This window comes from Pseudoalteromonas sp. Scap25, from assembly GCF_013394125.1.
Lineage (GTDB): Bacteria > Pseudomonadota > Gammaproteobacteria > Enterobacterales > Alteromonadaceae > Pseudoalteromonas.
Map to the genome: position 1 here is coordinate 650313 of NZ_CP041327.1, position 23888 is coordinate 674200.

A 23888-nucleotide genomic window follows, 5' to 3' on the forward strand; every position below is an offset into this window, starting at 1 on the left:
AACTATTTATATTTTAGGCATAAAAAAACGACCCGTAGGTCGTTTCTTAGCTAAATAAATAATATTAGCAATTTGTCTCTTCGGCATTAACGCCTTCTTTTACTTCTTCACAGGTATCTTCTACCTTGTTTTGAACATCTGTCACGGCTTCGTCAATACGCTCACCGGCTTCTTCTGCATGATTGTCTTCACAACCCATAATAAATGCACTTGCGAATAGACCAATAGCTGCTGCTTTAAGTGTTGATGATTTCATAATGTAATTCCTTGTATATAAATTTAAAAAGAGGTTCGTTGTTTCTTATCTACCTGGGGCTTTTACCACGTAAAGCGCCAGAGACAAGTGAAATAACCAGTAAAACTAAAAAGATAAAAAATATGATCTTAGCAATTCCTGCTGCGGCTCCTGCAATACCACCAAATCCTAAAACGGCTGCGATTAGTGCGATCACCAAAAATGTAATTGTCCAGCGTAACATTGTCATCTCCTTGATTTATCTAAGTGTTAAAGTGTTGTTTTTATATAAGCGAGTAATGTGCCAGTATTTCATTTTGTTTTAAATCAATGGTTTATTTCGGTTTTTCGCGATTGGCTTTATACTGAGTTGGTAATTTTTACGATCTTATCGGTAACTTATTCACAGTTGTCTCTGATGAGATAATAAATAGTTGTTGCTGCTCTTTGTTTTGGTAAGACCAATTAACATTTGTTTTGAAGGTTATTAGTGGGTTAGTACAATAGGTTTGTTTTATATGTGTTTTTACAAAGTATTAGTGTTTTTATATATTCTTTGTTTATAACGAACATTTTTATCATCTATATATCTGGGTTAAATAAGCTATTTTAGGTGGTGTTAACCTTATTGGTGATATGTTACTTTTAGATTAATTGGTTTTACCAATTTACAATGTGTAGACAAAAGAATAGTTTTTGTTACTATTGGTGAATAGTTATTTAAATAAACCGATTTTTTATGTGTTTGGTTTTAAACAGGGGAGAATTATGGATATAGGGGCTTTACTCACAACTGCAGGCAATTTAATGCTAACAGGCATGGTGGGTGTGTTTGTATTTCTTTCTTTATTGATTGGTGCAGTGACACTCATGTCTAAGCTGGCTAGCAAGTTTTCTCAGCCAGAACTAGCAGCATCACAGAGAACACCATCTTTTAAATCTCAAGGTGTGCCAAATGAGCACATCGCTGCAATTAGTGCTGCCATTGCTCAGTACAAAACAAATAATAATTAGAGGAGCATACCAATGGCTAAATTAAAAATAACAGAACTCGTACTTCGTGACGCACATCAGTCGCTCTTAGCTACCCGCATGCGATTAGACGACATGTTACCTATTGCAAAAAAAATTGATGACGCAGGATATTGGTCTATAGAATCTTGGGGTGGAGCTACCTTTGATTCATGTATTCGTTATTTAGGTGAAGATCCATGGGAGCGTATTCGCGCGCTTAAAAAAGCGATGCCAAATACACCACAGCAAATGCTACTTCGTGGTCAGAACTTATTGGGATATCGCCATTATGCTGATGATGTGGTTGAGAAGTTTGTTGAGCGCGCCCACAAAAATGGCGTAGACGTATTTCGTATTTTTGATGCCATGAATGATGTACGTAACTTAGAAACTGCCATAAAAGCGGCGGTTAAAGTAGGGGCACATGCGCAAGGTACAATTTCTTACACAGTAAGCCCTGTACATACATTAGATATGTGGTTAACACTTGCTAAGCAGCTTGAAGAATTAGGTTGTCATTCAATTTGTATTAAAGATATGGCGGGATTGCTTAAGCCTTACGATGCAGAAGAACTCATTAAAGCGTTAAAAGAAACGGTTTCCATACCTATTGCAATGCAATGCCATGCAACAACGGGTTTAAGCACCGCTACTTATCAAAAAGCGATTGATGCCGGCATTGATATGCTCGACACAGCTGTATCGTCTATGAGTATGACTTATGGTCATTCAGCAACTGAAACAATTGCTGCAATCGTTGAAGGGACCGAGCGTGATACCGGGCTTGATTTAAACCACCTAGAAGAAATTGCCGCTTACTTTAGAGACGTACGTAAAAAGTACGCTGCGTTTGAAGGCAGCTTAAAAGGTGTCGATGGCCGAATTTTATTAGCCCAAGTGCCAGGTGGTATGTTAACTAACATGGAAAACCAGCTTAAAGAGCAAGGTGCTGCTGATAAACTAAACGAAGTGCTACTTGAAATTCCACGAGTACGTGAAGATTTAGGCTTTATTCCACTCGTTACACCTACCTCACAAATTGTTGGTACTCAAGCGGTATTAAATGTACTCACTGGTGAGCGTTATAAAACCATTACCAAAGAAACTGCTGGCGTATTAAAAGGTGAGTATGGTTCAACACCTGCACCAATGAATAAAGAGCTTCAAGAGCGCGTACTTGATGGCAGTGAAGCAATTACCTGTCGCCCTGCAGATATTATTAAACCTGAACTTGAAACTTTAGAAGCTGAGTTAAGCAAGCTTGCGCAGGAGCAAGGGCTAACTTTAGCCGATGAGCAAATTGATGATGTGCTTACCTATGCATTATTTCCACAGATTGGTTTGAAATTTATTAAAAACCGTAACAATCCTGATGCATTTGAGCCTGTTCCTAGCGCTGATGATAACGCCAATAAAGCACCTGAAAAATCAGCGGCAAACAATAAAAGCGTTAAGGCAGAGCAATACAGCGTTAAAGTAGACGGTAAAGTATACGATGTCGTGGTTGCTCAAGGTGGTGAGCTAAAAGAGGTGACGTTAAAAGACTCAGAGCATATTCCACAGTCAGCATCGGTTGCCTCGGGTGAAACTCTAAATGCACCACTGGCCGGTAATATTTTTAAAATTAAAGTAAAACCCGGTCAGGTAGTCAATGAAGGTGATGTGGTAATTATTATGGAAGCCATGAAAATGGAAACCGAAGTACGCGCCATGCATACCGGTACGATTGCTGAGGTGCTTGTTTCTGAGGGCGATTCAGTGTCAACCGGCGATGCAATGATTGCACTAGCTTAAGGAGTAAATAGAGGATGGATGGTATTTTAAACCTCTGGCATGCCACAGGCATTGCTAACTTTACATTTCCTGGGCTGATCATGATTGCCGTTGGTTGTTTGCTATTATTTTTAGCAATTGCCAAAAACTTTGAGCCGTTATTACTACTGCCCATTGGTTTCGGAGCTATTTTAACTAATATTCCAGTAGCTGGTTTATCAGATCCAGGTGGCTTACTTTACTATGTGTATTATGTTGGTATTGATACCGGTATTTTTCCGCTATTAATATTTATGGGAGTGGGGGCCTTAACTGATTTTAGTGCCCTGATTGCCAACCCGCGTATGTTGCTATTAGGTGCGGCAGCGCAGTTTGGTATTTTTGCGACGTTATTTGGCGCTATTTTACTTAACTTTATTCCGGGATTTGAATTTAGCTTACAAGATGCTTCTGCAATTGCGATTATTGGTGGTGCAGATGGGCCAACCGCTATCTTTTTAGCGTCAAAGCTGGCCCCAGATTTACTGGGCGCTATAGCGGTGGCTGCGTACTCGTACATGGCGTTGGTTCCTATTATTCAGCCACCTATTATGCGTGCGTTTACAACGCCTGAAGAACGTAAAATTCAAATGCCAGAACTGCGTAAAGTATCTAAAAAGGAAAAAATTATTTTCCCACTGATGGTGCTTACCTTAACTGCTATATTCTTACCTGCGGCAATTCCGCTGGTTGGTATGTTCTGTTTAGGTAACTTAATGCGTGAGTCGGGTGTAGTTGATAGGCTCAGCAACAGTGCGCAAAACGAAATCATTAATATCACCACCATATTTCTAGGACTTGCAGTGGGCTCTAAGCTTGCTGCCGAGCAGTTCTTAACAGTAGAAACTATTGGTATTTTGGTACTGGGTGCACTGGCGTTTGCTATTGGTACAGCCTCAGGTGTATTTATGGCTAAAGGCTTAAATAAGATATCAAAAACCCCCATAAACCCATTAATTGGTGCTGCGGGTGTATCCGCTGTGCCTATGGCAGCACGTGTTGTTAATAAGGTTGGGCTTGAAAATAACCCGCATAACTTCTTATTAATGCATGCCATGGGGCCTAATGTTGCAGGGGTGCTTGGTAGTGCTGTTGCGGCAGGTATTTTACTCGCTCTTGTGGGTTAAATATAATTTAGACTCAACCTATTAGCGCAGTTTACTGCGCTTTTTTTTTGCATAAAATTCACTGTTTTGACTTAAGCGGTTTCTTGTATAGGGTTTTTTGTTTAAAGTAATCACTCTTCATTTTTTAAAGGGCTGTCAAAATGTTACACACTCCGCTGGCAAAATATCTCCCGAATGTAAGCAAACTTGTTTTTGGCTGTATGGGTTTGGGAGGCGCATGGAATAAAGATGCGATTACCAGTGCGCATTTACAACAAACTCATTCATGCATAGATGCCGCCATTGAAGGCGGAATTAATTTTTTCGATCATGCTGATATTTATACCTTAGGCAAAGCCGAACATGTTTTTGGTCAAGCTTTGGCTGAGCGACCAGAACTTAGAGAGCAAATGTATATTCAGTCTAAGTGTGGTATTCGCTTTGCTGATGATCAAAACCCACAACGTTATGACTTTTCAGCTGATTGGATTGAGCGCTCGGTAGAAGGCTCATTAAAACGATTAAATACTGAATATTTAGATATACTTATGTTGCATCGTCCTGATCCTTTAATGGAAGTAGAGGAAGTTGCACAAGTATTTAGTTGTTTAAAAGAAAGTGGCAAAGTGCGTCATTTTGCGGTGTCTAATATGTCGCAATATCAAATACGGTTTTTGCAACGCGCTTTAGATATGCCGATTGTGGCCAATCAAATCGAAGCGAGTTTACAAAAACATCAATGGGTTGATGAAGGCGTTTATGTGGGTAATGCCGATGGCAAGGATATTAACTTTACCCCAGGCAATATTGAATATTGCCGTGAGCATGAAATTCAGATTCAAAGTTGGGGCAGTTTATGCCAAGGCTTATACTCTGGTGGTGATTTATCAAAGGCCTCGCCTGCAGATATTAATACCAGTATTTTAGTCAGTAAGCTTGCCATACTTTATGGTACAACAGCAGAAGCTATCGTATTAGCATGGCTGCTGCGCCACCCAGCATCAATTCAACCAATTATTGGCACTACTAACATAGAGCGAATAAAAGCATCCTGTGATGCGGTTAATGTTAACTTAAGTCGTGAGCATTGGTATGAGCTATATATCAGCGCGAAAGGCTGCGCTTTACCATAACCTAGTGTAGGGTGATGATATGAACATATTTGTTATTTTAATTAGCTTAGTCATTGCTTTGGTGATCATTATTCCGTTACTGGAAAAATACCAAAGTAAAATGGGGCTTGAGAGCGCTACTAAATATAGTAAGTATATCTGGCCACTGGTGATGATCTCTTTGGTTGTGCAGCTTATTTATGTACTCGTAAATTAACTCTGAAATCTAGCACCAAGCAGCTTAGATACAATGGGTAATTCGTGAAACTATTCAAATATCTATGCTGGTTGGTATACTCATGACATACAAAAAAGCCTTTGCGGGTTATCCCTGCAAAGGCTTTTTTATTTAATCATTAAGCTTTTTATTTAAGTGCCAACTGAAGTTCTCGGTTACGCTCAAGTTGCGCAATAAAGTTATCAGCAATAGGCTTAAACTTAGCAAGCTCTGAGCGTGGTAATGGCTCAGATTTAGGTAGTTTCACAGTTTTGGGGTTACGATGAACACCGTTAACTAAAAACTCATAATGTAAATGTGCCCCAGTTACTCGACCTGTTGAGCCTACAGTACCAATTTTCTCACCTTGTTTGATTTTTTGCCCTGTTCTAACTAGACGTTTGTTAAGGTGTAAGTACTTAGTAACGTATTGTGTACCGTGGCTTATAAATACGTAATTACCGTTATATTTACTGTAGCCCGCTTTAATAACTTTACCATTACCTGATGATACAACAGGCGTGCCTGTACGCGCAGCATAGTCAATACCTCGGTGTGCTTTTACTTGTCCTGTAACAGGGTGTAAGCGGCGAGGATTAAAGCTTGAGCTAATATATTTAAAGTTTACCGGTGCACGTAAGAAGGCTTTTTTCATACTACGCCCTTCAGGGGTATAAAAATTACCGTCGGTGTGTCGAATTGCTGTGTAACGTTCGCCTTGATTTATAAATTCTGCGGCAATAATCTTACCGGTGCCAATAAATTCACCATCAACAAAATGAGATTCATATATTAAGCCAAATTCATCACCTTTACGGATGTCATTTGCAAAATCCACGTCCCAACCAAATATATCGGCAAAGTTCATGATTTGGCGCTCACTTAAACCAGCAGCAATTGCTGACGTCCAAAAACTGCTAGAAATTTCCCCACCGGCGGTTTTGCTCAGTGTTTCTATTTCTTTGCTGTCAATTGAAGTATCGTATTGGCCTTCGTCATTAAGGGTGACATATAAGGTATCTGTTTTAGATATAACGTAACGCAACTGAGCCAACGAACCATCTTTTGCAGTAGCAAAGCTTAGTGTTTCACCTGGATGAATTTTGGTAAGCTTGCGTGTTTCAGCATTTGTGTTAACCAGTTTATAAAGCGTTTGCGCAGAAAAACCAGCGCGCTTAAAAATGTTCGCTAAATTGTCACCATTTTTAACAAGGTGATCAACAAAATCATATTCTGGAAGCTTTTGTGCTGCTTGCTCTGAATTTAAGTCAGTGAGTTTTTCGTTTTCACCTACTTTTATTTGTAATTCGTAACGCTTACCAATCTCTAGCGTGTTCTCGCTATTGTCTTTGGATGCAGTGGCTTTTTCAGAAGGTAAAAAGGCTAAGGCAACAATAGCAGAAACCAAACCTAGAATAAGCATTTTGTGTTTTTTGGGGAGCGTGTTAACCACGTGGACCATAACGTGCCTTTTTCTGCTGTCAAGATAATAAATAGATTATATTGCAGGATATAACGAATAATCTATGAATACTAGTATTTTGTAGATTTAAACTCGCGTTAAATTAAGCTAAAATCATAGGGTATTCAGGCTGTTTGTGTGTAAAGTTGAATAACAGCACTATTTTATATTCTTGGATACTTTGCTTTTTCATCGTAATGTTAAATTAGCTTTTAAAACGATTTAATTGCGAGAAGTGATTAATTTACAAACTGTTTTTTGGTTTGTTATAAACACTTCTAGTGTATTATTAATCGCTCGTTTATATCCCTTTTTAGAACGTACGCCCTGCATTATAGTTGATGCTGCGATTAGTTAAAAAAGTTGTTCTAATTAAGTGGAAATTTGTTATGTTAGCTAAATAGTTTTATTTGCTTTGTTATAACGCGCTAACAATAAATCGTGAGCATATTACACCCCTTCGTTGTCAGAATTTTTTGGAGTAACACACAGTGGATTTACAAACCGCTCTAGCAGAGATAAAACGCGGTGCAGAAGAGATATTAATTGAAGATGAGTTAGTTGAAAAATTAAAGTCGGGGAAAAAGCTAAAAATTAAAGCTGGTTTCGATCCTACGGCTCCAGATTTGCACCTAGGTCACACTGTACTAATTAATAAAATGAAAACCTTTCAAGATTTAGGTCATGAGGTTATTTTCTTAATTGGTGACTTCACCGGTATGATAGGCGACCCAACGGGCAAAAATGTTACCCGTAAGCCACTGACTCGTGATGATGTGCTTGCTAATGCTGAAACCTATAAAGAACAGGTTTTCAAAATTTTAGACCCAGCTAAAACAACCGTCGCTTTTAACTCTACCTGGATGGAGACATTGGGCGCGGCTGGAATGATAAAATTAGCAGCTCGCCAAACTGTGGCACGCATGCTTGAGCGTGATGACTTTAAAAAGCGCTATGCTGGCGGTCAATCTATCGCAATCCATGAGTTTTTATACCCACTAGTGCAGGGCTGGGATTCAGTCGCACTTGAGTCTGATGTTGAGCTAGGTGGAACTGATCAGCGCTTTAACCTATTAATGGGTCGTGAGCTGCAAAAAGATGAAGGTCAAAAACCACAAACCGTACTAATGATGCCTTTACTTGAAGGGACTGATGGCGTTCAGAAAATGTCAAAGTCACTAGGAAACTACATAGGTATTACTGATACGCCTAGCGACATGTTTGGTAAAATCATGTCAATTAGTGATGTACTAATGTGGCGTTACTATGACTTGCTAAGTAGCCTTTCTATTGAGCAAATTGCAGCGCAAAAACAGCGTGTAGAGCAAGGCACTAACCCGCGCGATATTAAGATTGAATTAGCGAAAGAGTTAATTGCACGTTTTCACAGTGAAGCCGATGCGCAAGCTGCTCATGATGACTTTATTCAGCGCTTTCAGAAAAAAGCACTACCTGATGAAATTCCAGAGCTGACAGTTAATATTGATGAAGACACTATTTTAATTGCTAACTTACTAAAAGAAGCTGGCTTAGTGGCGAGTACTTCAGAGGCCATGCGTATGATCAAACAAGGCGCAGTAAAGCTTAATGGCGAAGAAAAAATTACCGATACCAAATTGGAAGTAGCAAAAGGAACAACCGCTATTTACCAAGTAGGTAAACGTAAGTTTGCAAATATTACTGTAGCCTAAAGTTTCAGAGATTATAAAAACCAGCTTCGGCTGGTTTTTTTATAACTGATCAAAAAGTTAGAACAGCCCTAATAATTTCAACGCTAATAATAATTAGTAGCCAAAAAAAACGGGCTTGATTTAGGGTATTGAGTAGCTTTGGCATATCATCGGCAATTGGCAAGCGTTCTACACCGACCCGCATTTTATTGAAACGCTGCTCAATATAAATAGCAGGCCCACCAAGTTGCACACCTAAAGATGCAGAGCACACACTTAATAACCAACCTGTATTTTTTTGATAAAAATGTCGGCCATAATGCTTAATATAATGCATGCTTTTTTTACTGGCTTTAAGTGAAGCTATTGTCAGCGCGAGTAACCGAATGGGAATGTATTCAATAATAAAAAGAATCAGTTTAAGCGGCGTCAAAAAAGAACTGTCGGGAGCTATATCAGTGCGCCACGCTTGTTGGATTAAGGTAAGCAAGCGGTAGGCGAGAGTAGCAATGGGGCCCAATAGTAAAAAAATGAAAATAACTACAAAATAATGACGGGCCGTTCTTAGTATGACACTTTCCATAACCGCTTTAATAATCCCTGGGTTTGAAAGTGCCTTAACTTCTCGGGCTACTAGTGGTTTTAATAATTCTCGAGCAGTTGATTTTTGATTTTTTTTGGTCAATTTCGCAATACGTATCGCTTTTTTATTTATGCTACTGCTTTCTAGGCACAAGTATAAAATAAGACCGGATAGTAGTTCAGGGTAAAAGGCAAACTCCAGCAGTAAAACCACAATAATCATAATCACAGTTAGAACAAGTGTGCTTGCTAGTAAAGCGGCTAAATAATGATATTGTTTGCTGTCTGCTTTTTTATAAACACGCTGGCCAATTGCGTTAAAAATGGCAGAAAGTATATGATTAGGGTGATACCAGCTAACTAAAGGTAAAAAGCGCTCAGCTAGGAGCGCACAAATAAATACAATAAAGTCCAAATGATTTTGAACAATATTATTGAGCATTTACAGCGTAACCGCTGTTAACTTTTCTAGTAATGCCACAACCATTTTTGATGAATTAATAGAGGCTGTTTCTAAGTACTCTTCAAATGATTGCGGTGACTCTTTGCCAGCAATATCAGACATTGAGCGAATAACAACAAATGGTGTGTTAAGTGCAAAACACGTTTGTGCAATTGACGCACCTTCCATTTCTACTGCTAGCATTGTAGGGAAGTCATTGCGTGTTTTTTCAATACGAACAGGGTCACACATAAATGAGTCACCAGTACAAATTAAACCAACAAGCGTTTTTACTTCGCTGATTTGTGCAATTGTTTGTTCGGCGGCTTCTACTAGCTTAGGGTGTGCTGTAAAGCCTGCAGGCATTTGTGGTACTTGGCCAATTTCGTAACCAAACGCTGTTACATCTACATCGTGATGACGAACTTCTGATGAAATCACTACATCGCCAACGTTAAGCGAAGGGTCGAAACCACCGGCAGAGCCTGTGTTAATAACACAATCAGGCTTAAAGTTATCGATAAGTAAAGTGGTTGCAATAGTTGAAGCAACTTTACCAATGCCTGATTGCACTAAAGTAACAGTATTACCAGCAAGCTCACCAGTATAAAATGTAAAGCCTGCTTTGGTTAAAACCTGTGGATTTTGCATCGCTTCGCGCAAAATTTTAACTTCTGGCTCCATGGCGCCAATAATACCAACATTCATAGTGTTAAATTCCTAAGTTTGAATAGCCTGATTATACGTGAAGTCTGCTATAAAAAACAAAAAAGCGAGTCATTTAAAATGCTCGCTTTAATAGATTGCTTTAACTCAGTAGTTATATTTCAGCAAGGGCGGTTGAATGTGCTTTTGCTTGAGAAGGTGATAATACCGCAGGCTTATGGACTCTAGTACGAGTCGGGCGTGCAGGTTGTGATTTAGCAGGCTTGCCTAATTTAAACATAATGGCATCGCGAACTTCACTTGGGCGGTAGCCTGACTTTACTTTCATACGAATATGTGGAATGCCAGCGGCTTCTAATGCACCGTTAACAAACCAATCACGCTGTGCTTTGTGACCATCTTTGTTGGCATTATTAACTAAGTCAACCGCAGCCACTATGGTCATTTTTTCTTTGTCGACTAACACAAAGTCGAGCTGCTTATTTTTTGCTTTAGCCAATGCCGCACGTTTAGATTTGACAGATAGACCTTGTTTACAGTCAATCACATCGATTAGTTTAACGCGACTAACAATTTTATATTGGTCGCCAACAGCGCGTTCTAATAAATTCAGAAACGCCCCTTCTACTTGGGTAAATACACTTTGCTTACGAGTAAAAGGATAAGGGTTTCCGCCGTCATCACTAAATTTTGACGCAACTACAGATGCCCCAACAACTAGCACTAATATTAATAATAAAGCGAATTCCATACGGTAACTCCATAACAACAAATTGACACTGCTTTTCTAAAGCAATTTATGTGCCCAAATAGTTGTTATGGTTATTTTAGATACCGTTGGTGTTTATAGTGCTGTGTATCCGCCCTCTATACCTTTTACTGCAATCGCAACGGCATCATGCGCATGCAGAGATTCATAGTGGTTAATTTGTAAAAAATAGTCGCTAAACTGTTTTGCTTCTAAGGTAGTTTTAATTTTTCGTGCTGCGTCTTCACAAAACATCAAGTTTTGACCATTTAAACGAGCAAACTCTTGTTCGTCTTCACGTTTTACCGCGGCTTGTACTGGTGTTTTAAGCTCATCTTCTAGTAAGTTTATTAAGTTAACTACATCAAACGCTTGAATGTTTTGATCTAGCTTTACTTTAACATTAGCAATAGAACGCTGTGAATGCGGGGTTGCTACAATGCCTTGAGTTGTTCCAAGCCACTCTAAAACCTCTGATTGAGTTAGTGTTTCTTGAGCAAACTTTTCGCTAAACGCATTTTGGATAAGTTGACGAGCAAGGGCTGCAGAGCAGGGGCAGGTTGATGAGTAAGTAACATCAACACTTAGCTCAAAACTAATAACACCTTGGTTTATAGTACTGGTAAGTATAACTGGGTAGCTTTTCCAGCCGGCTTTGCCACTAAGTAATGATTTACGGCGCAGCGGTAATTCAAATTTAAATTCGATTTGTGCTTTATCGCTTAAGCCTTTATGGCTGGTGATAAAGGTATCTAATGCTTGTGCTAAAGTGTGCGGGTTGACCTGTTGCTCCGTTGAGAGGTGATCAAGTGCTAAAAACAGACGCGACATGTGGATGCCTTTGGCATCTTCTTGGTGTAAATTAACAAAAGCGCGAGCTTTTGCATTAACAGTAACTGGAGCTAAATCAAGAGATTCAAAAATAAAAGGCAGCTCTATATCGGCCATTCCTACCCAGTCTAATTTACCTGTTTGTAATGCTGCAGCTGTGTTAGCAATATCTGGCATAGTCGTTTGCATGATACGTTACTCGTTATTTGCAATATTTAAAAAATCACATTTTACACTAAATAAAGAATTGCTGAAATGCAGCAAATAACAGCAAACATGAAATTTTACTGTTTTTATCGCACAACATGAAAATAGCTGATAGAAAATGCTAAAATTAGCTTTTAATCATACTTACTTATAAAAACTAAGCATTTAGCCAAGAGAAACACTGATATATGACAGATTCTTCTTTGAACCCGTGGGTTCGAGTACTTTCCAGTTCAATAACTCGTTTTGGTGAGTTTAAAACTGCAGCTATTTGCTATGCATTATTACTGACGGTATCGATGGTTTTATCGAGTATGTTTTACTATGTTGCTATTGGAGAAGTGAACTTAGTTGATATATTAGCTATAGTATTTTTTACTTCAGTTGTTTCTCCTCTGGTGATTAGCGTACTGCTAAACTCTATTCGGCAACTTGATGCCTCTTATGCCTATTTAGATAGTGCCACAAAACAAGAAAAGCTTTTAAATCAAACTCTCAAAGACAATATTAATCGTTTAAACATTGAAATTGACGAACGTAAAATGGCCTTCCATGCCAAGCATAGGGCAATAGAAGAGCTCAGACGTGAAATTGCAGAGCGTAAAAAAACGCAACAAGAGCTCGCACAACAAGGTATGTTACTGCGCTCTATTGTAGACTCCTCACCAGATTTATTTTATTACCGTGATAACAATGGGGTGTTTGCCGGTTGTAATAAAATGTTTGAAGAGGTGATGGGCAAAACCAGTGGAGAATTAATTGGCAAAGCCGCAGAAGAGATATTTCCAAGCCACTTTTTATCTGAAGTATTAAGAACCGATGAGCAGGTTGAACGCACTCATCAAGGTTTAACTATCGATGTAGAATATTCTGTAAATGGTGAAATAAGATGGTTTGAACTGAGAAAGCTTCCCTTCATAAATGAGCAGGGCGATTACATTGGTTTGCTAGCCTTTGGCCGTGACATTACCAGCCGTAAAGAAGCCGCGCAGGCACTGGAGACTGCTTATAAAGATAAAGGGAAATTTATTGCCACCTTGAGCCATGAATTACGCACTCCGCTCAACGGTATCGTTGGCTTAACTCGGATGCTATTGGATACTGAACTTAATAAACAGCAGCGTAGTTGGTGTAATACGGTGTTTTCAAGTGCAGAGACATTGGGTAATATATTTAACGATATTATAGATTTAGATAAAATAGATCGTGAGCAATTAGATATTGCTGCCAACGAAATTAATGTTTCTGACTTTATTAATGACGTGGTTAACTTTGCAGGCCTCATTGCGGAGCAAAAAGAGCTTTCTTTTGAAGTAAAACGCTCTGGAACACTCGATATATATGCTCTACTTGACCCCACTCGTTTACGCCAAGTGGTATGGAACTTAATTAATAATGCGGTTAAATTTACCCAGCACGGTAGTGTCACCTTAGATTGCGGTAGAGAAAACCGTGAAGATGGCCCATGGCTTATTATAAAAATACTCGATACCGGAGAAGGGATTCCACAAGAACAACTTACACGCATTTTTGATATGTACTACAAAGCACCTGACCTTAAAGGGACCAATGCGATTGGTTCAGGTATTGGCTTAGCCGTAACAAAAGCGCTAGTAAGTGCTATGAAAGGCATTATAACTGTTAATAGTACCCCAGGAGAGGGCAGTTGCTTTACCGTTCAAATTCCGCTGAATTTATGTAGTGCTCCTACCGAACATAGTTATGTAGGGCGTAGCTTATATATTTTATTAGTGGAAGATGTGCCACTTAATGCTGAAATTGCTACTAATTTATTAGAACAACGTGGTCATGAAGTGTTGTGGGCTGAAACAGGTGAAGATGCTTTATCGTTTGTAGAAACCGAAGATGACCTAGATTTAGTGTTGCTTGATATGCAGTTGCCTGATATTAATGGCGATGAAGTAGCAAGACAAATACGCGCACAAAGCCATTTTAACCAGCTACCTATTGTGGCACTTACCGCCAATGTTCGCAGTGCTGAAGAAGAGCTTGAGGGTATTTCTATTCAAGGAGCGTTGGCTAAACCAATAAATACTAGCAAATTAGATAATATGCTCGCTGAACTCTTTGGTATTAAACAGTCGCAAATTGAGGCTCCTCAACGAGTAGTCAATCAAGAGTTGTTAAATCAAATAAATACTGACTTGTTAGATATTGAAACCATTGAAGACTTTGTAAACTCGATGGGGGTTGAAGTATTTAAACGCAGTAGTCAGTTGTTTAAAAAGCTAAATCCGCAATATCAACATGAGCTATTAGAATCATTAAAAACAGCAGACAGAGAAGAATATAAATCCGTTGCGCATAAGTTAAAAGGTGCCGCTGGTTCGGTAGGTCTGAATGATGTGCAGTTGCATGCAAAGCAAATGGAGCATGGTGCGCTGGAACAAAGTGATGAAGTATTAACAGTTTGGCTTGATGAATTAGCAGACAAAATAAATGAAGGACAACAGGCCCTTCATTTATTTTTACAACAATTAGAATAAAAAACTAATTAGCTGTCGATTTTACCAATGAAGCGGTAACCTTCACCATGAATGGTGCTGATCAACTCAGACGTTGAATTGTCGCTTTCAAAGTGCTTACGAATACGTCGAATAGTAACATCAACTGTACGGTCGTTAGCGCGAAGCTCACGGCCAGTCATGTGTTTAATTAGTTGCTCACGGCTAAATATACGACCTGGTGAGTCAAGCATTAAACGCAGTGCTCTGTATTCCCCTTTCGGTAGACGTTTTGCATCTCCATTTGGAGAAGTAAGGCAACGACTGTTTTCGTCAAGTTCCCAACCGTTAAAGGTGATCACGCCATTGGTTTCAATAGCTGATTCTTCACCACCTAGTGCGGTACGCGTAATTAAGTTACGTGCACGAATAGTTAATTCACGTGGGTTGAAAGGCTTAGTAATATAGTCATCAGCACCAATTTCAAGACCTAAAATACGGTCTACATCGTTGTCACGGCCTGTTAAGAAAATAAGACCAACTTTGCGTTTTTGGCGTAATTCGCGAGCTAAAATAAGCCCGTTTTTACCTGGCAGGTTGATGTCCATAACTACAAGATTGACGTCATCGTTATTTGTAAGCTTATCATGCATATCATCGCCATCAATGGCTTCAATAACTTTGTAACCTTCAGCTTCAAATAAACTAACGAGGTTTAGTCTAGTTACGTCTTCATCCTCTACGATCAGAATGACTGGCGTTTGCATCTTTAATTAACCTTTTTGGAGTGTGTTTTATTTATAAAATCGGCATGATTATCAGAGCCGACTACTAGAATTATAGGATTATATCTAAATGTTAACAAGTAAAAACAAATTAGATATAAACAGCTGCGTGCCCAAACCTACTATGACGTATTATTAAAAACCGCGGCTTAATTGATACTTAACGTTGAATGTATAATTTGAATTGTAGAGTCGAAGCCATTTCCCTTTAATAATTGATACATCCATCAACCACCTAAAGATACTTAAAATAATCAGACTAATTCAAAACGGAATTATATCACTTTCCAACTTTTCATCAATGTATGTGATATGTAAAACACAATTAAGTTCCTCAATTGTGTGAAATACAGCGTTAATGATACAACTGTTTAGTTGGTTATGTCTTAGTATGGTCATAAAGTTGTAATTCAAGTGGGTAAAAGCGTTCTTTCGCTTTTAGAGTGTAATAATAAATCGGGCGCCTTGCTGATACTCGGTATCTAACACAATTTCTCCGGCTAATGCTTGAGTCACTAAATTGTAAACCAAATGCATTCCTAAACCACTCGCCCCTTGGCCGCGCTTTGACGTTACAAATGGGTCAAATATTTTTGCTCGTATACTATTTTCAACACCTAGCCCGTTGTCGGTGTAGGTAATTTGTGTTTTTGTTTTCGTTACCACAATATCAATCTGTACTTCATTGTCATCGCCAGCTTCAAAGCCGTGCAGCAGGGAATTTAAAATAAGCTGATGGAATACTTGCTGTAGTGGTCCTTTTTTACTTTCAACGGTTAAATCTGCTGGACAATTTATAAGAACTTTTGGGTTTTTAAGTTTTAGCTCTTGCCCCATAGACAGTAGCGTGTCGTTAATTAAGTGTTGTAAATTAACAGTGCTGGTTATTTCATCATCTTTGAGCACCGCGACTTTTTTAAAGTTAGAAATAAGTTCTGCAACGCGGTTTAAGCTGCTATAGATTAGGTCTAAGTTTTCAATACCATCATTAGTAAATTGCTCAAATTGACTCGCGGTTAATGATTTATTATGAAAATTAACCTGTAGCTCTGCGAGTTTATCTCGCAGTAAAGTAGAGCCTGTAATACCAAGTCCAATTGGTGTATTTACCTCATGGGCAACCCCTGCCACCATTTGCCCTAATGAAGCCATTTTTTTGTTTTCGACAATTTGAGTTTGGTATTGATGCATCTTTTCTAGAGTAGATAACAGCTCTTTATTGGCCTCTCTGAGCGCAATAGTGCGTTGACTCACTTTCTCTTCAAGGTTTGAGTTTAGCTGCTTAATTTCTTGTTTATCTTCTTCATGGCGCTCTATTTGCCTTTGTGTGCGTGCAAGCATTACATTTAAGCTATTAGAAAGCCGAGTTATTTCAGTGAGGTTCGTTAAAGGCGCACGCGCATAGTAATTATGTTTTTTAGCTATGTTTTGCAACAACAAGCTTAAGTTTTCAATCGGGCTGGCAATCCTTTTTTGTAGCCTTAAAATAATCAAAGAAATAAAAATAAGTATTAAAGCCATAATAACGATATCAATTATAATCTTTTTAGTTATTAGCTGATTTAAGTTATCTAAGCTGCCTCTAATATAGACATAGCCAAGCAGCTGTTCATTATTGAGTATTGGGGTAATGTACTCAATGTACTCATCGCTAACTTGTGGTTCAGCAAAGTCATCAATGTTGTCCGTTTTAATAGGGACAGGTGGTGATTTTCGGGCATTAAAGCTGGTAAAAAACACTGGTTTATTGGTTTGCTCATCTAAGGCATATATATGTAAATTTGTAACGGATGATACTTGTTGAAGCAGCTTCAAACGTCTTTCTTCTGCAGGCCTATTTTTATTTAGTAATGAGGGCATCGCGTCAAATGCAATGATCTCAGATACCAACACAAGTTTACTAATGAGCTGTTTTTTTTGCTCTTGTGCGCTTAAGTAGGTAGAAATTGAAAGCGATAATAACAAACAGATAGCTGTTATAAGCATGATAGTTTTAAACAATATGCTACGAATGCTATTTTGCTTTACAGTTTTGGGCATTGCGAGAAGGTCATCCGTGTCAATTGTGAATCTAATAGGTAATAGTTTAGCAAAAACAGAAAAAAGTGAAGTAAAAAGATTAGCTTAATTACACTTTTTATTTTTAGCTAATCTACTTATAAAACATAAATATTTGGCTAAAATAGCCCATATTTATGTTTTGACAGGATATTAATAACTTTTTTAGCTACTGTATACGGCAAATTTATTGTTTTTAAATACTGTGTGGTAGCTGTCAAATTGGGTTTCTAAAATAGGTGGGTATTTTAAAAAGCTATTAGCTACTATAGTCAGTTTGCCTGCCTTAGTTAAATGTTGCTTGGCATGGGTTAAAAAAGATTCCGCAACGCTGTAGTCAGTTGCAATCCCAGTATGGAAGGGTGGGTTGCTAATAATTAAATCAAACTTGCCAGTAATATTATTTAAACCATCACTGAGTATGGCTTCACCGTTTACATTATTTAACTTAAGCGTTTGTGTTGTTGCATAGGCTGCAAGTGCACTTACGTCACTACAGGTAAATGTCAGAGCTGGAGTTTTTAGACCTAAAAAAGTAGCAATAAGGCCTGCGCCACAACCAAAATCAAGGACTTTTCCGTGTTTTAAGTTAGGAGCATTTTCTAGTAGCATTTTCGTTCCAGCATCTAGCGCACCATGATTAAACACGCCCGGAATACTGACCGCTGTAAACTCAATATCCCTTACACTTACAGTAAACTCTTTATGGTAAGTACTAATATCAAACGTGCTATTGAGAGTTAGTTCTGAAAATGAAAATAAAACACAATGTTTTGCTGAGTCTATTTTATTACTAAACTCGGCCTTACCGGCGAGTTGCTTTTCAATTGACTTAACACCGCTCTTGTTTTCGCCAACAACGAGTAGCTCTGCATCTTTGCTTATCACAGCACGTATGTTGTCTAACGCCATTAATAGCTCAGGTTTAGATTTAGGGTAATAAAGTATTACCAAATCATAATCGCCCGAATTAATTGTGTGGCTGATGGTTACGTCAATACCCGGTATGTTTTTTGCAAATTCACCATTAGCGTGATTATAACTAAAAGCGGTTATTTTACTTTGTGGATTGAGCGTTTTTAGCTCATTTAAAAAGCCATCTTGAACAAAGTTGACCACCAATATTGATTTACCTTTTAACTCTTCACTGTTACGAAGTAATAGTAGGCTCGGATTGGTTAATACGCTCATAAATGGCTTTACCTTACTTAATTATTTAATTAACGGTTACTTAGTACGTTCGAACATTAAATCCCATACGCCATGACCTAAACGCTGACCACGCTGTTCAAATTTAGTCAATGGACGTAAATCAGGGCGGGGGACATAGTCGTTAGTCTCAGATTGGTTTTTGTAACCTGGGGCTGCTTGCATCACTTCTAACATATGCTCTGCGTAGTTTTCCCAATCGGTTGCCATGTGAAATACGCCACCGATTTTTAATTTAGAGCGAAGTTTTTCAGCAAACTCAGTTTGTACAATGCGACGCTTGTGGTGACGCTTTTTGTGCCATGGATCAGGGAAAAATAATTGTAAGGTTGATAAGCTTTCATCGCTTATACAATCAGCAAGAACTTCTACTGCATCGTGTTCAAACACACGCAGATTAGTAACGCCAGCTTCGTCAGCATCCATTAAACATGCGCCAACGCCTGGGCGATGAACTTCTATGCCAATAAAGTTAAGATGTGGTGCATTTTTTGCCATTTCAACCAATGACTTGCCCATACCAAAACCAATTTCTAGGACTACATCATTGTCATTGCCAAAAACTTCGCTTAAATCAAGTAGGCCGTTTTTATGCTCAAGCCCCATTGTTGGCCAGCATTTTTCGATTGCAGCAGCTTGGCCTTTGGTTAATCGACCTTCGCGTTTTACAAAACTGCGAATAGTGCGGATATACTTACCTTCTTGCTTAGCTTGCTCAAGGTTGTTGTTACTTGATTCACTCATATTATTGGCCTGACAAAACAATGTGTTTAAAAATGGTTGCGTATTATCCCTGACCAGCGCTAGGTTGACAAGCATTAGGGCGTTATAGCTTGATCTTTTCAGTCACTACAATAGACTGAGCCGCCATTGAGCATTAGTAAAAAAGTAAATATGTTGGATTTAAAAAAACAGCAGTCAGATTGGTTTTCCAACCAAGTAGTTGACTGGTATCACCTTCATGGGCGCAAAACGTTACCATGGCAATTAGCTAAAACGCCTTATAAAGTGTGGGTATCTGAGGTGATGTTACAGCAAACTCAGGTTGTCACTGTTATTCCTTATTTTGAAAAGTTTATGCGAAGCTTTCCCGATATTATTGCTTTAGCAAATGCTGATGAAGATCAGGTTTTGCATCATTGGACAGGTTTAGGTTATTACGCTCGTGCACGTAATTTACATAAAACCGCTAAAATAGTTCGAGATAAATACCAAGGTCAGTTTCCTAGCACGCTTGAAGAAGTAATGGATTTACCCGGAATAGGGCGCTCTACTGCGGGGGCTGTTTTATCATTATCTTTGGGGCAGCATCACCCTATTCTTGATGGCAATGTTAAAAGAGTGCTTGCTCGTTTTTTCATGGTTGAAGGTTGGTATGGAGTTAAAAAAGTAGAAAATCAGCTTTGGCATTTAAGTGAACAACTCACTCCTAAAAATAATGTTACAGAGTTTAATCAAGCTATGATGGATTTAGGTGCAAGCTTATGTTCGCGCAGTCGCTTTGATTGTGAGGCATGCCCATTAAATAGCCGTTGTGGTGCGTTTAACGCTGGTAAAGTTAAGGAGTTTCCTCACTCTAAGCCTAAAAAAGTAGTGCCTAAAAAAAGCTGCCACCAGTTAATTATCAAGCATAACGACAAAGTGCTCATGGAAAAGCGCCCGAACAGTGGTATTTGGGGCGGATTATTTGGATTTTTTGAATTTAATGAGTACAGCGAGCTCGAAACTTTTTTAGCGCAACAAGGGCTTAAAAGTGACCTTAATGAAGTAACGCCTTTTACTCATGTATTTTCACATTTTGAGCTGACGATTAACCCGCATGTACTTAATATTGAGAAAGCCCCGGATGTTGTTAATGACAAGCAGCTGGTGTGGTATCCACTCGATCAATCAATAGAAGTAGGGTTAGCGGCACCGACTAAAAAGTTGGTTAAACAAATTACGGCAATAGTATAGAATAGCGTTATATTTAGCATTAAGGGGAAGAATCATGGCACGTACAGTATTTTGTCAAAAGTTACAAAAAGAGGCCGAAGGCCTTGGTTTTCAGTTATACCCTGGTGAACTTGGTGAGAAAATTTTTAATAATATTTCTAAAGAAGCCTGGGGGCAATGGCAGCATAAACAAACTATGCTGATCAACGAAAAGCATTTAAACATGATGGATCCAGAGCATCGTACTTTTTTAGAAGAGCAAATGGTTGGCTTTTTGTTTGAAGGTAAAGAAGTTGAGATTGAAGGTTATAAGCCAGTAGAAAAATAAATTAACTGTGCTTAGGATAATTAATAAAAAAGGGCTATAAGCCCTTTTTTATATTGTGTATACCGATGAATATTTTAGTTAAATCAAGTCATCTTGCTGATCGTTGTTTCTAATTTGTTCTTTTAAAAACTGTGCTGCTCTTGAATATTCAATTTCAAGCTCATCTCTCATCTTAATTAATTCATCAGCTTTTATTTCATCACTTTTACACTTATCTTCAAATGACTGCGCTAAATCAGCAACAATGTTAGCTCCTACTGTCTTCGATATAGATTTTAATTGGTGGCAAGCGGATAAAATTTCAGCTTTATTGCTTTGCAGCACCGCGAAGTTAATCGCTTTAATTTGTTCTTGGCTCTGCTCTAAATACATTTTAAAAAAGCGGATTATTTTAGCGTCATCGCCATTTATATACTTATTCGCTGACTCCATATCAATAGGCATGATTGGTTTTTCGGTCGAATTCACCTGTTGTGGTTGTTTGCTATATAAGTCATTCCATTGCTTTAATGTGTCCTCAAGTGCATTTAACTCAATAGGTTTAGTAATAAAGTCGTTAATACCTACAGCTAAACATCGCTCTCTCTCTCCTTTTAGAGCATTGGCAGTAACAGCAATAATATAAGGTTGTGCGTCAATCGATTCGAGCAATGACGCTTCTTCTCTAATTTTTTCAACCATATCGTAGCCAGACATTTTTGGCATATGTAAATCGGTTAAAATGAGCGAGTAGCTATTTTTACGCCACATATCTAGGCCTTCTTCACCGTTATTAGCCACCTCTACACTGTACCCTAGTATATGTAATTGTTCGGTGAGTACCTCTTGATTTAATAGGTTATCTTCTACCAATAATACTAGCCTATTTGCTGCCAGCGCTTCTTCTGAGTTTAGGTAGTGATTCATCGTTCTGGCTTTTTTAACTTGCTTAGGTTTATGCAAACCTGCAGCCACCAAAATTGAAAGCATGAAGTTAGATTTACATAATGGAGAAGCATTAATATAAAAAATACTTTTATGATTAATTACTGCTTCATCTAATTTACTTAATACCACCATTTGCTGGTTATTATCTTCTAGTGAGTAAAGTAAACTTCTTAGTAAGGTACTAATACTATTCATGTCTTCAATGCCATCAACAACCCAAATAATATCCTTGGCATCTTGGTGAGCTTCTACATCTTGTTGTTCATGAGCATAGGTTATTTTAGCCCCCATAAATGACAAGTAACGATAAATTACTTTACCGCGCTCTGCGTCGCTGCTGACAATAATGACATGTTTACCATTAAGTGTATTTTTATGGGCAAATTCAGTTTTACCTGCAGTTGAAAAAGGCAGTTCAACGGTAAATTCACTTCCAATCCCTTCATGGCTTGTTACATGTATAGTACCAAGCATTAGCTCGGTTAAGCTTTTACAAATTGAAAGACCAAGCCCTGTTCCACCGAACTCTCGCGTAATTGAGCTTTCTGCTTGAGTGAACGGGTTGAAAATTTTTCTTAACTGAGATTGGCTCATTCCTTTACCGTTATCACTTACACAAAAACGCAATGTAAAGTGATCGGCGGTGTTATTTGCTACCTCTACTGATATTCTTACTTTCCCCTTCGTTGTACCATTGGTGCTAGTAAATTTAATGGCATTACTACACAAGTTATATAGCACTTGGCGAACCCTGCCTGAGTCGCCCATAAGGTTATTAGGAATATCGGGTGCAATTGATAAATCGAGTTCTAAATGACGGTTTTTAGCAACCGACGATAATACCTTGGCTACTTCTTCTAGTGTATCTGCAATAGAAAACGGAACAGGATCTATGTTGAGCTTTCCAGCCTCAATTTTAGAAAAATCTAAAATATCATCTAAAATACTCAGTAGCGAAAATGCGGATTCACGAATAATAGTACTAAGGCGTTGCTGAGCACCATCAAGCTCTGTTTGGCGAAGTAAATCAATGGTGCCAATAACACCATTCATTGGTGTTCTTATTTCATGACTCATGGTGGCTAAAAAGGTGGTTTTAGTTTCACTCGCCTTTAACGCTTTTTGAGTTTGTTTTTCTAATTCAAATGTTCTGCTTTGTACTTCTGTTTCCAGACTGGTTTGTAGCCTTTTTAATTCTTTTTGTGCAGCTTGGTCGTCAGCTAGAACCATACTTACTTTTTTCAGCAATAAATTAATTTGTTGAGCAACGGTTTCTAACCCTCCATCAAGTTGCTCATCAAGCGTGCTTTGATAATTATCATTTTGTGTAATAGCCTTGAGTTCTTGAGTGAGAGAATCGGTATTTTTATGTAGTCGTTTTTTAATGTACTTATTAAACGCTATAGCGAATGCAAACAATGCGATCAGAGCAACAATAGCGGCAAGATATGCACTCATTGATAAATTTTGTGTCGATGATGAAATTAAAGGTTGTTTCTGCTCAATGATAAGTTCAGCAATTACTTGTCCCTCTGATGAGATTAAATGATGCAGAGTATTTTGCTCTTTAATGTATTTGCTAACAGCTAAAGGTGCAATCACTATACTATTGTTGCTATAAACTAACTCGGCTTTATTATTTGCATTAAAACGATGCAGAGTATATTTAAAGTCATTATTGAGTAAGCTTGCAATATCAAGAAGTAATTTGGCTTTGTTTTGCCCGTATGTTGTTAGTGCTTCAACAATGGGCTGCTCAAGGCGTTCAGCAAGTTTTGTGAGTGCAATAGTAGAGGGTTGGGGAAGTTCATTGTTCTCAGCATTGCTTTGTGAGTAAAGCGAATAGGCGACTATAAATAATGTGGAAATTATAAGGTTACTAACTAAAAATATAGGTAGTAGGCCCTTTATTGCTGAAGAGAACTTACTCTGCATGAGTTTTCCTATCGTGGTTTTATTAAAACGGTAAGCCTGTACCGAAAGCTATTGACTAATCGTAACACCTAAAAAAAATAATTCACTACGTTTTTTAAACTCTTTTGTTGAATAAATGCACGGTATGAACGAGATTTGTTGT

Annotated in this window: 21 protein-coding genes; 9 read left to right on the top strand and 12 right to left on the bottom strand. The window is 38.3% G+C overall.

Annotated elements, in window-relative coordinates; genetic code table 11:
* Nucleotides 1–64: 64 nt before the first annotated feature.
* Nucleotides 65–256, bottom strand: coding sequence for a hypothetical protein (locus tag FLM54_RS02975; RefSeq protein WP_008115136.1), 192 nt, complete (start codon nucleotides 254–256; stop codon nucleotides 65–67).
* Between the two features lie 49 nt (nucleotides 257–305).
* On the bottom strand, nucleotides 306–479 hold the full coding sequence (locus tag FLM54_RS02980) for a DUF1328 domain-containing protein (protein WP_002961939.1): 174 nt from the start codon (nucleotides 477–479) through the stop codon (nucleotides 306–308).
* A 524-nt stretch (nucleotides 480–1003) separates the two neighbouring features.
* Between FLM54_RS02980 and FLM54_RS02985 the strand changes: the two genes are divergently transcribed.
* From FLM54_RS02985 to FLM54_RS03005, 5 genes are all read left to right on the top strand, one after another.
* Nucleotides 1004–1249, top strand: a complete 246-nt coding sequence (locus FLM54_RS02985) for an OadG family protein (protein WP_178955085.1) — start codon at nucleotides 1004–1006, stop codon at nucleotides 1247–1249.
* A gap of 12 nt (nucleotides 1250–1261) precedes the next feature.
* The gene (gene oadA / locus FLM54_RS02990; protein WP_010390815.1) at nucleotides 1262–3043 is read left to right on the top strand and encodes a sodium-extruding oxaloacetate decarboxylase subunit alpha; all 1782 of its coding nucleotides are present in this window, start codon (nucleotides 1262–1264) and stop codon (nucleotides 3041–3043) included.
* 14 nt (nucleotides 3044–3057) lie between these two features.
* The gene (locus tag FLM54_RS02995) at nucleotides 3058–4188 is read left to right on the top strand and encodes a sodium ion-translocating decarboxylase subunit beta (protein WP_008115142.1); all 1131 of its coding nucleotides are present in this window, start codon (nucleotides 3058–3060) and stop codon (nucleotides 4186–4188) included.
* Nucleotides 4189–4328: 140 nt separating this feature from the next.
* Nucleotides 4329–5300 carry an aldo/keto reductase family oxidoreductase gene (locus tag FLM54_RS03000; protein WP_178955087.1) on the top strand — a complete coding sequence of 324 codons (972 nt, stop codon included), beginning with the start codon at nucleotides 4329–4331 and terminating at the stop codon, nucleotides 5298–5300.
* A 19-nt stretch (nucleotides 5301–5319) separates the two neighbouring features.
* Nucleotides 5320–5496 (top strand): hypothetical protein, encoded by a 177-nt coding sequence (locus FLM54_RS03005; RefSeq protein WP_010390817.1) that lies wholly within the window; start codon nucleotides 5320–5322, stop codon nucleotides 5494–5496.
* A 148-nt stretch (nucleotides 5497–5644) separates the two neighbouring features.
* Here the strand turns inward: FLM54_RS03005 and FLM54_RS03010 are convergent, their stop codons facing one another.
* A complete protein-coding gene (locus FLM54_RS03010) occupies nucleotides 5645–6958 on the bottom strand; it encodes a peptidoglycan DD-metalloendopeptidase family protein (protein ID WP_178955089.1) in 1314 nt (437 codons plus the stop codon).
* Nucleotides 6959–7449: 491 nt separating this feature from the next.
* Between FLM54_RS03010 and tyrS the strand changes: the two genes are divergently transcribed.
* Entirely contained in the window at nucleotides 7450–8649 is a 1200-nt protein-coding gene (gene tyrS, locus FLM54_RS03015) for a tyrosine--tRNA ligase (RefSeq protein ID WP_178955091.1), read from the top strand.
* Nucleotides 8650–8698: 49 nt separating this feature from the next.
* Here tyrS and FLM54_RS03020 read toward each other — a convergent pair whose 3' ends face one another.
* From FLM54_RS03020 to folE2, 4 genes are all read right to left on the bottom strand, one after another.
* Nucleotides 8699–9652 carry a cobalamin biosynthesis protein gene (locus FLM54_RS03020; RefSeq protein WP_178955093.1) on the bottom strand — a complete coding sequence of 318 codons (954 nt, stop codon included), beginning with the start codon at nucleotides 9650–9652 and terminating at the stop codon, nucleotides 8699–8701.
* Nucleotides 9653–10360, bottom strand: coding sequence for a 5'-methylthioadenosine/S-adenosylhomocysteine nucleosidase (gene mtnN, locus FLM54_RS03025; protein WP_138604939.1), 708 nt, complete (start codon nucleotides 10358–10360; stop codon nucleotides 9653–9655). It lies immediately after the preceding gene.
* A gap of 112 nt (nucleotides 10361–10472) precedes the next feature.
* Nucleotides 10473–11069, bottom strand: coding sequence for a DUF2726 domain-containing protein (locus FLM54_RS03030; RefSeq protein ID WP_138604940.1), 597 nt, complete (start codon nucleotides 11067–11069; stop codon nucleotides 10473–10475).
* A 93-nt stretch (nucleotides 11070–11162) separates the two neighbouring features.
* Complete coding sequence (gene folE2, locus FLM54_RS03035; RefSeq protein WP_178955095.1) at nucleotides 11163–12086, bottom strand: GTP cyclohydrolase FolE2; 924 nt, start codon at nucleotides 12084–12086, stop codon at nucleotides 11163–11165.
* A 206-nt stretch (nucleotides 12087–12292) separates the two neighbouring features.
* Between folE2 and arcB the strand changes: the two genes are divergently transcribed.
* Nucleotides 12293–14611 (top strand): aerobic respiration two-component sensor histidine kinase ArcB, encoded by a 2319-nt coding sequence (gene arcB / locus FLM54_RS03040; protein ID WP_178955097.1) that lies wholly within the window; start codon nucleotides 12293–12295, stop codon nucleotides 14609–14611.
* Between the two features lie 8 nt (nucleotides 14612–14619).
* On the opposite strand, the gene arcA is transcribed toward arcB, so the two are convergent.
* From arcA to trmB, 4 genes are all read right to left on the bottom strand, one after another.
* Entirely contained in the window at nucleotides 14620–15336 is a 717-nt protein-coding gene (arcA, locus tag FLM54_RS03045) for a two-component system response regulator ArcA (RefSeq protein ID WP_008110444.1), read from the bottom strand.
* A 456-nt stretch (nucleotides 15337–15792) separates the two neighbouring features.
* Entirely contained in the window at nucleotides 15793–17394 is a 1602-nt protein-coding gene (locus FLM54_RS03050; RefSeq protein WP_178955099.1) for an ATP-binding protein, read from the bottom strand.
* A 183-nt stretch (nucleotides 17395–17577) separates the two neighbouring features.
* A complete protein-coding gene (locus tag FLM54_RS03055; protein WP_178955101.1) occupies nucleotides 17578–18603 on the bottom strand; it encodes a methyltransferase in 1026 nt (341 codons plus the stop codon).
* Nucleotides 18604–18639: 36 nt separating this feature from the next.
* The gene (trmB, locus tag FLM54_RS03060; protein ID WP_010390835.1) at nucleotides 18640–19365 is read right to left on the bottom strand and encodes a tRNA (guanosine(46)-N7)-methyltransferase TrmB; all 726 of its coding nucleotides are present in this window, start codon (nucleotides 19363–19365) and stop codon (nucleotides 18640–18642) included.
* 150 nt (nucleotides 19366–19515) lie between these two features.
* Here trmB and mutY point away from each other — a divergent pair, with 150 nt between their 5' ends.
* Together mutY and FLM54_RS03070 are read left to right on the top strand one after the other, a co-directional pair.
* Nucleotides 19516–20577, top strand: a complete 1062-nt coding sequence (mutY, locus tag FLM54_RS03065) for an A/G-specific adenine glycosylase (protein WP_178955103.1) — start codon at nucleotides 19516–19518, stop codon at nucleotides 20575–20577.
* Between the two features lie 34 nt (nucleotides 20578–20611).
* Nucleotides 20612–20884 (top strand): oxidative damage protection protein, encoded by a 273-nt coding sequence (locus FLM54_RS03070; RefSeq protein ID WP_008110439.1) that lies wholly within the window; start codon nucleotides 20612–20614, stop codon nucleotides 20882–20884.
* 78 nt (nucleotides 20885–20962) lie between these two features.
* Here FLM54_RS03070 and FLM54_RS03075 read toward each other — a convergent pair whose 3' ends face one another.
* Entirely contained in the window at nucleotides 20963–23746 is a 2784-nt protein-coding gene (locus tag FLM54_RS03075) for a hybrid sensor histidine kinase/response regulator (RefSeq protein WP_178955105.1), read from the bottom strand.
* Nucleotides 23747–23888 lie beyond the last annotated feature (142 nt).

Excerpts from the sequence above, each read along its gene's own strand:
- FLM54_RS02975 (WP_008115136.1), bottom strand. The coding sequence starts at position 256 with ATGAAATCATCAACACTTAAAGCAGCAGCTATTGGTCTATTCGCAAGT.
- FLM54_RS02980 (WP_002961939.1), bottom strand. The coding sequence starts at position 479 with ATGTTACGCTGGACAATTACATTTTTGGTGATCGCACTAATCGCAGCC.
- FLM54_RS02985 (WP_178955085.1), top strand. The coding sequence starts at position 1,004 with ATGGATATAGGGGCTTTACTCACAACTGCAGGCAATTTAATGCTAACA.
- oadA (WP_010390815.1), top strand. The coding sequence starts at position 1,262 with ATGGCTAAATTAAAAATAACAGAACTCGTACTTCGTGACGCACATCAG.
- FLM54_RS02995 (WP_008115142.1), top strand. The coding sequence starts at position 3,058 with ATGGATGGTATTTTAAACCTCTGGCATGCCACAGGCATTGCTAACTTT.
- FLM54_RS03000 (WP_178955087.1), top strand. The coding sequence starts at position 4,329 with ATGTTACACACTCCGCTGGCAAAATATCTCCCGAATGTAAGCAAACTT.
- FLM54_RS03005 (WP_010390817.1), top strand. The coding sequence starts at position 5,320 with ATGAACATATTTGTTATTTTAATTAGCTTAGTCATTGCTTTGGTGATC.
- FLM54_RS03010 (WP_178955089.1), bottom strand. The coding sequence starts at position 6,958 with ATGGTCCACGTGGTTAACACGCTCCCCAAAAAACACAAAATGCTTATT.
- FLM54_RS03020 (WP_178955093.1), bottom strand. The coding sequence starts at position 9,652 with ATGCTCAATAATATTGTTCAAAATCATTTGGACTTTATTGTATTTATT.
- mtnN (WP_138604939.1), bottom strand. The coding sequence starts at position 10,360 with ATGAATGTTGGTATTATTGGCGCCATGGAGCCAGAAGTTAAAATTTTG.
- FLM54_RS03030 (WP_138604940.1), bottom strand. The coding sequence starts at position 11,069 with ATGGAATTCGCTTTATTATTAATATTAGTGCTAGTTGTTGGGGCATCT.
- folE2 (WP_178955095.1), bottom strand. The coding sequence starts at position 12,086 with ATGCAAACGACTATGCCAGATATTGCTAACACAGCTGCAGCATTACAA.
- arcB (WP_178955097.1), top strand. The coding sequence starts at position 12,293 with ATGACAGATTCTTCTTTGAACCCGTGGGTTCGAGTACTTTCCAGTTCA.
- arcA (WP_008110444.1), bottom strand. The coding sequence starts at position 15,336 with ATGCAAACGCCAGTCATTCTGATCGTAGAGGATGAAGACGTAACTAGA.
- FLM54_RS03050 (WP_178955099.1), bottom strand. The coding sequence starts at position 17,394 with ATGCCCAAAACTGTAAAGCAAAATAGCATTCGTAGCATATTGTTTAAA.
- FLM54_RS03055 (WP_178955101.1), bottom strand. The coding sequence starts at position 18,603 with ATGAGCGTATTAACCAATCCGAGCCTACTATTACTTCGTAACAGTGAA.
- trmB (WP_010390835.1), bottom strand. The coding sequence starts at position 19,365 with ATGAGTGAATCAAGTAACAACAACCTTGAGCAAGCTAAGCAAGAAGGT.
- mutY (WP_178955103.1), top strand. The coding sequence starts at position 19,516 with ATGTTGGATTTAAAAAAACAGCAGTCAGATTGGTTTTCCAACCAAGTA.
- FLM54_RS03070 (WP_008110439.1), top strand. The coding sequence starts at position 20,612 with ATGGCACGTACAGTATTTTGTCAAAAGTTACAAAAAGAGGCCGAAGGC.
- FLM54_RS03075 (WP_178955105.1), bottom strand. The coding sequence starts at position 23,746 with ATGCAGAGTAAGTTCTCTTCAGCAATAAAGGGCCTACTACCTATATTT.